Annotated in this window: 4 protein-coding genes; all 4 read left to right on the forward strand. The window is 39.2% G+C overall.

Annotated elements, in window-relative coordinates:
- Positions 1 to 55 precede the first annotated feature (55 nt).
- The 4 genes from AC3A54_RS20770 (at position 56) to cstA (ending at position 5,834) form a co-directional block, all read left to right on the forward strand.
- Complete coding sequence (locus AC3A54_RS20770; RefSeq protein ID WP_487656024.1) at positions 56 to 1,339, forward strand: ATP-binding protein; 1,284 nt, start codon at positions 56 to 58, stop codon at positions 1,337 to 1,339.
- 91 nt (positions 1,340 to 1,430) lie between these two features.
- Positions 1,431 to 3,206, forward strand: coding sequence for a LytS/YhcK type 5TM receptor domain-containing protein (locus AC3A54_RS20775; protein WP_487656025.1), 1,776 nt, complete (start codon positions 1,431 to 1,433; stop codon positions 3,204 to 3,206).
- A complete protein-coding gene (locus AC3A54_RS20780; RefSeq protein ID WP_487656028.1) occupies positions 3,184 to 3,924 on the forward strand; it encodes a LytR/AlgR family response regulator transcription factor in 741 nt (246 codons plus the stop codon). The genes AC3A54_RS20775 and AC3A54_RS20780 overlap by 23 nt, the downstream gene beginning before the upstream one ends.
- Before the next feature lie 116 nt (positions 3,925 to 4,040).
- Complete coding sequence (gene cstA, locus AC3A54_RS20785; protein WP_335530335.1) at positions 4,041 to 5,834, forward strand: carbon starvation protein CstA; 1,794 nt, start codon at positions 4,041 to 4,043, stop codon at positions 5,832 to 5,834.
- Positions 5,835 to 6,149 lie beyond the last annotated feature (315 nt).

The following is a 6,149-nucleotide window of genomic DNA, read 5'->3' on the forward strand; positions in this document are numbered from 1 at the left end:
ACGATTTTTGTCGTATTGTTAAATTAAATAGAAGGTTATCCATGGAGGAATCACAATGCTGGCAGAAAAGCTCCTTTTGAATGTATTAATTACGATCGCACCAGTCTTACTAGTCAGTACTCTAATGGATAATAACCGAAAATTTAAATCTCCCTATTTATGTGGTTTCCTACAGAGTATTGCGGCAATAACCTGTATGCTTTTCTCGTATGCAAACTATGGACTACATTGGGACCTTCGCTTTGTTCCTCTAGTATTAGCAATACTTTATGGGGGACCTGTGGCGGGAGGAATCGTTTTATCATCCATTATTGGAACTCGCTTGCTTTTGGGCGGCGGTACCATGGTTTTTGGACTTGCCATTTCGCTCTTAACTGCGCTAATTCCATTTCTCTTTTATAAGCGTTTTTGGAGGTACTCTTCAAATAAGAGAGTGGTACTTACTATGCTTGTGGGTTTTTGGTCATTGACTCTTTGTTTCCTTTCTCTTAGTATATTTCGCTATTTAGAGGGTAATTTTTTTAAACTGGATTTTAATATTCCTGACCTTCTGCTCGTTGGACTAATTCAAACATTAGCACTTGGTCTCGCGGCTAAACTGAACGAGGGAATAGTCGAAAGGAATAAGATGAAAAAGGAGATTCAGCGGGCCGAAAAGTTAAATACGCTAGGTGAACTGGCGGCTTCCATTGCTCACGAGGTTCGGAACCCTTTAACAGTTGTGAAAGGATTTTTACAATTGATGCAGCAAGAAGAATCGGGGAAAAATTATCAGTATCTTTCTCTCGTCTTAAATGAGTTAGCACGCGCAGAGTTGATTATTAGTGATTATTTGAATTTTGCAAAGCCTCAATTTGAGAAAATAGAAAAGTTTTCGTTAAAAGAATTGCTAGCAGAAGTGGTGATTCTCATGGAGCCACTTGCTGCTAAGCAAGGAGTACAGCTTGAAAGTGAATTGGAGTCTATTAGTTTTAATCTAGTGACCGATCGAAATCAATTTAAGCAAGCATTAGTTAATTTAATAAAGAATGGAATTGAAGCAACTCCAGAGGGTGGAAAAGTAACGGTTCATTCCAAAACTGACAATCACCATGCAATAGTAAAGATTGCTGATACAGGTAAAGGAATGACGGAAGAGCAACTCGCGAGGATTGGGACCTTGTTTTATACAACAAAGGACAAGGGGACCGGACTTGGTACTTCCGTTTCTTTAAAAATAATTGAAACGATGCATGGAAAAGTCTCCTATCACAGTGTACTAGGAGTAGGTACAGAGGTAACGATGTTGATACCAATTGGTAAAAAACAACAGCTGCTATATAATGAAAACGCTAGCTAGTCTTAAAGACAGCTAGCTTATTTTTTTGGTATAGTAATAGGGTAGTCTATTACCGTTTTCACTTATTGGAAAAGATGAAGGGTGAGATCATATGGTTGAATTATTACCTCTCATGCTGGAACGTGTAGGGATTTTAATTATTGTTGCTTTCGTCCTTTCGAGGATGAAGTCATTTCGTCAAATAATTCATAATGAGCATGACATTTCTGCAAAGGTAGTTATGATAATTATATTTGGAACTTTTGGGGTTATTAGTAACTATACGGGTGTAAGGATTGGACATGGAACTATTACATCCCAAGAATGGCTTACTAATATGGATAGTGAAAGTGCCATTGCAAATACAAGAATCATGGGAGTCACGATTGGCGGCTTATTAGGTGGTCCTATCGTTGGCATTGGAGTGGGCTTAATTGCTGGTTTGCATCGGTTAACATTAGGTGGCTTTACTGCTACCGCTTGTGCCATTTCTACTATTTCCGCAGGAGTTGTAACCGGATTTTTAAGTAAACGCTTTAATGTTCAAGAAGGATTATCACCATGGAAAGCAGTTATGATTGGAATAACCATGGAATTTGCTCAAATGGGGGTCATTCTTTTACTGGCAAAACCTTATGAGGAAGCACTCCATCTTGTGGAGGTTATCGCTTTTCCCATGATTGCTATCAATGGTTTTGGAACACTTCTGTTTGTGTTAATTATTCAGGAAATCCTTCAAGAACAAGAGCGTACGCGCGCTCTACAAACGCACAAGGCATTATACATTGCCAATCAGACGCTTCCGTTTTTTCGACAAGGTTTAAATGTAGATTCGTGCACGAAAGCAGCAGAAATCATTTTAAATTGGACAAACGCTGATGCCATTTCCATTACAGATCAGTCTCATGTCCTTGCCCATGTAGGGGCTGCCTCTGATCACCATATTCCATCAGGAAACATGGCGACAGAATTAACGAAAAAGGTCCTTGAACAAGGAAACATAACGATTGCAAAAACTGCTAAGGAAATTCAATGTTTTAATCCGAGCTGTCCTTTAGAAGCCGCAATTGTATTACCTCTTCAGGTCCACACGAAAACAGTAGGGACATTAAAACTATATTTCACTGATTCGCGGAAACTTGATCGGGTTGAGCAAGAGCTTGCCGAAGGTCTAGGGAAACTTTTCTCTGTTCAATTAGAAATGGCAGAGTTAGAAGTACAAAGAAGATTATTAAAGGATGCTGAGATTAAAGCATTACAAGCCCAAGTTCATCCGCATTTCCTCTTTAATGCAATCAATACGATTTCAAGTCTTATTCGAACGGATGCAGATAAAGCTAGAAGTCTATTAATTAAACTAAGTACCTTTTTCCGTAGCAATCTTCAAGGAGCTCGGCAGATGTTAATCCCGCTTGAAAAAGAATTGGAACATGTGGAGGCCTATTTAACCATTGAGCAGGCTCGTTTTCCGGATCGCTACAAAGTTGAGTTACATATTGATTTAGCTTTACAAAAGGTTCTTATTCCTCCTTTTACCCTGCAACCTCTTGTGGAAAACGCCATTCGTTATGCTTTTCCAAAAGCAAAACATGGTACAGTAAAGGTTAGGGCTTTTCAAGAAGGTGACTTGATGGTTCTCTTAACTGAGGATAACGGAAAGGGAATCACACCTGAACTGCTCGGGACACTTGGAAACCAAACAATTGATTCAGTAAAAGGCACAGGAACCGCACTTTGGAATATAAAAAAACGAATAGAAGAAATTTATGGGCATACGGCATCTTTTCAAATTGAAAGTAAAATAGACGGTGGGACAAAGGTATGGATTAAGCTGCCATTAACGCAGCAGAAGTGGGGTGAGGATGTTGTTACGAGCGTTTATCGTTGATGATGAACCATTGGCCAGGGATGAGCTAGCCTATCTTTTAAAGCGAAGTAAACAGGTGGAATTAGCTGGTGAGGCGAGCGGAGTGGAAGAAGCGTTAGATAAAATAGATAACCTTGATATTGACGTGGTTTTTCTAGATATTCAGCTTGCTGATGAAAGCGGAATGGAGATTGCCAGCCGTATTAATAAACTGGATTACCCTCCTTTGATTGTATTTGCCACTGCGTATGATGAGTATGCTTTAAAGGCATTTGAATTAAATGCGGCTGATTATATATTAAAACCTTTTGATGAAAAAAGAGTGCAGCAAACCATTGAGAAGCTATTGAAGCTTTTGGGGAGCAAAGAGCCGAATATTCAAGTTCCATCAAAGGCGGGCTTATTTTCAAACACGGAAAAACTGGCTCTAACAGTTGATGAGAAAATTATATTAGTAAACGTTAGAGACATCCTTTATATTAGCACGAATGAGGGCAAAACAATCATCGCAACTGGGAAACAAAAGTACGTGGTGAATGAACCTTTAGTTACATTTGAGAGGAAACTACAAAACTCTCAAATTATTCGTGTCCATCGATCGTATTTAGTCAGTATTAATTCAATTATAGAAATCGAGCCCTGGTTTAATTCTACCTATAATCTGATCATGTCAGACGGCGAGAAGGTACCGGTCAGCAGAACGTATACAAAAGAATTGAAACAGCTGCTTGGTTTTTAAGCAGCTGTTTTTTGCATTTCAAGTCTATATTTCTACCTTTCATCCTGAAAACCCTATGTTAGCGTTTTCTTAAAGTATGATAATAGCAGAAAGAAACAAATAGGGAGGCTGAAGAAATGAATGCGGTTTCAATTGTAATCGGTTCCATTTGTATTTTAATGATTGCGTATCGCTTATATGGTACTTTCATGACAGCTAAGGTTTTAAAGTTAGATGATTCAAAGCCTACACCTGCACATGAGTTAAATGATGGAAAGGACTACGTTCCAACAAATAAATGGGTCACATTCGGTCACCACTTCGCGGCAATTGCGGCAGCTGGGCCACTTGTAGGACCTATTCTCGCTGCCCAGTTCGGATATTTACCAGGTTTACTCTGGCTATTAATTGGTGCGGTTATTGGTGGTGCAGTCCATGATGCGGTTGTTCTTTTTGCATCCATGCAAAAAAAAGGAAAATCTTTATCAGAGGTAGCAAAAGAAGAACTCGGACCAGTTGCAGGCTTTTGTACAGGACTTGCCATGTTGTTTATTATCACGATCACAATGGCTGGACTTTCGATGGTTGTCCTTCATGCCCTTGAAAATAATCCATGGGGTACCTTCTCTGTGGGAATCACGATTCCAATTGCGATGTTCGTTGGGATTGCATATAAGAAAACTGGTAACTTGAAATTAACATCAACAATCGGTTTTATCCTTGTTATGGTTGGCGTTTTTGTAGGTCCATCCATCCAACATACTGTTTTAGGTGATTGGCTGACATTAGATACAAAGACATTAGCTATTATTCTACCAATCTATGCTTTCTTTGCAGCAGCATTGCCTGTATGGCTTTTGCTTGCACCACGCGATTATTTAAGCAGCTTTATGAAAATTGGGGTATTTATTGCTCTAATCATTGGTGTTTTCATTATCAATCCAAGTATTGAAATGCCTGCATTCACAAAATTCACTTCAGGTGGCGGACCTGTTCTAGGTGGACCGGTTTGGCCATTCATCTCTATCACTATTGCTTGTGGAGCAATTTCAGGATTCCACGCATTTGTTGGCTCAGGAACTACTCCGAAAATGCTAGATCGTTGGTCAGATATTAAGGTCGTAGGTTTTGGAGCGATGTTAGTTGAGTGTGTGGTAGGAATTATGGCTCTAATCGCTGCAACTTCTCTTCAACCAGCTGATTATTTTGCTATTAACTCAACACCAGAAGTGTTCAAAACACTTGGAATGAATGTTGTAGAGTTACCGAAGTTAGCGGATGAAATTGGGATTAACCTTGAAGGAAGAACAGGTGGTGCGGTTACATTAGCAGTTGGTATGACATATGTTTTCACAGGTATTCCTTGGTTTGCGAAACTATCATCTTACTTTTTCCAATTTGTCATTATGTTTGAAGCAGTATTTATCTTAACTGCTATTGACTCGGGTACACGTGTAGCGCGTTATTTAATTCAGGACTTTTTCGGAGAGTTTTATAAGCCGTTAAAGAAAACAGACTGGCTTCCAGGATCCATCTTTGCTAGTGCGTTAGCATGCTTCATGTGGGGATACTTACTATTCTCTGGTGACATTGGATCTGTTTGGGCACTGTTTGGAGTTTCCAATCAGTTGATGGCATCAATCGGTCTAATTGTTGGGGCAACCGTTATTCTGAGAATAGCAGATAAACGACGTTATATGCTTACCTGCCTCATCCCGCTTTCCTATTTATTTGTTACGGTAAATTATGCTGGATATTGGATGGTCAAAAATGTCTACCTTAATTCAGCAGCAGCAGGCTATAGCGTATTAAATGGAATTCTATCCATTATAATGCTGGCGCTTGGAGTCATAATAATGGTGACAGCTATTAAGAAATGGATTGAGATGTGGAATTCTCCACGGGTTCAACTTGAAACGAAAGTAGCTTAATAGCTTCCTACAAAAAGGATGATATGGAGGGGAATTCCCCTTCGTATCATCCTTTTTTATTGCATTTTTCGTAAACTTTGCTTCTCTCATTCTCTGATTCATCAGCTAGATCTAAATCAACTCCGGACATAGTAGGAGTAAAAAGCAGCAACATTGTCAGAAGGTAAGGTAACTACGTCTACTTTTCACTGAAAAGAAGGCGAGAAAGTCGATGTAGACAGCTCCTACGTCTACTTTTCAGTCAAGTCCATTTAATTGTGTAAAAGTGTCAACAATGTTTTCGCTTGTAAAAAAAGAATGAGTATAGTGAACTAC

This window comes from Neobacillus sp. Soil_C_43, assembly GCF_057656715.1.